We start from the raw sequence: 1,557 nt of genomic DNA, 5'->3' as shown, positions 1-1,557 counted from the left end.
GATTGGTTTATGGCTATGCAACAGGTACCTTTTCCAGCCGTAAGATTGAGCGGGCGACGCATGAGTCGGTACCATTTCCTTTTGATGCGGCAAATCAACACCCGGATCACGACACGATAGCAAATTTCCGCAAAACCTTTTTGCTGGAATTGCAGGGATTGTTTGTGCAAGTGCTGGCCATAGCCCAAGAGATGAAGTTGTTTAAATTGGGAAACATATCGCTGGATGGTACCAAAATCAAAGCTAATGCATCAAAGAACAAAGCGCTGTCGAATGGACGCATTGAGAAGCTGGAAGCACAGTTACGAGAAGAAGTTCAATTTTTGCTGAACAAGGCAGAGCAAACCGATGAGCAGGAATCTGAGCATGATTTTGACTTGCCGGCAGAAATCGCACGTCGCGAACAACGTCTTGAAGCCTTGGCTGCAGCGAAAGCCAAAATAGCCGAGCGCGTCCAGGCACGTGACCAACAAGCACAGAAAGATTATGAGGAAAAGATTGCTCGCCGGGAAGCACAACAAAAGACGGGACAAAAACCACGTGGACGGAAACCCAAAGCACCGGAAACCGGCTCTTGCGCCAAAGATCAAATCAATCTTACCGATGAACAATCACGTATCATGCCCAGCGGGGACGGTTTCATACAAGGCTATAACGGCCAAACGGTCGTCGATGTCGAGAGCATGCTCATTATCGCTACCAGCCTAACCACGGAAACCAATGACAAGCAACGCGTCGAACCGATGCTCGGAGCATTGAACAAACTGGAAAATCAGTTCGGCAAAGCGGCTACTTTGCTAGCCGATAATGGTTATTTTAGCCAAAACAACGTTAAGGCTTGTGTTGAATATGGCATCACTCCTCTCATTGCGCTGGGACGTGAAACCCATCATCTGCCCATAGCATAGCGGCTGCAACCGGATGCCCCCGAACCTCAGACGGACGATCCTTTGGTTATGATGACGTACCAACTCAAAACACAGGCAGGCCGCGAACTTTACGGTAGACGAAAATGCACTGTCGAGCCCGTGTTCGGCATTATCAAACAGGTATTAGGTTTTCGCCAGTTCTTGATGCGAGGAATTCAAGCAGTAGCGGTCGAATGGAAATTGGTTGCTATGGCTTATAACTTCAAACGGATGTATGCAATGGCAACAGGATAAATAGAAATCCACAGAAAAGGCCAAGGAGCCTTTGTCCTGACGAGAATTGAGCTTAAAAATAACGATAGAGAAGCATTCGGCTTTACTTAGAAGCGTCACGAATAACTTACATCGCGAAAAATGAAGCTCGTTATCAATATGCACCTTGATACTTGACCTACCCGACAGACTCCTAGGATACAAAAAATCCAAATCAATATGAGGCAGAAACAGAAAAATCGGAGAAAGTTGCTTAACTGGATTGTCAAGAATTAGTTGACCACGTCAGATGAAGCTGGCAGAAGCTTTTAAACTAAAACTCTCTACTGTAAGCTTTCATTAAAAAGGGGGGATTACCATGCGTGAGACACCCATTTTTACAAACTTGATATGCTTCTTTAAATCTCATTTTCCG

Annotated in this window: 1 pseudogene; it reads left to right on the top strand. The window is 45.8% G+C overall.

Annotation, left to right across the window (positions count from 1 at the left end):
- Positions 1-1,163: pseudogene (locus tag C7H79_RS17075) on the top strand (transposase); the annotation flags it as partial.
- Positions 1,164-1,557 lie beyond the last annotated feature (394 nt).

The sequence above is a fragment of the Nitrosomonas supralitoralis genome, assembly GCF_003011925.2.
Lineage (GTDB): Bacteria > Pseudomonadota > Gammaproteobacteria > Burkholderiales > Nitrosomonadaceae > Nitrosomonas > Nitrosomonas supralitoralis.
The sequence above is the reverse complement of the archived record's forward strand: the minus strand, read 5'-3'. Positions and strand labels throughout refer to the sequence as shown.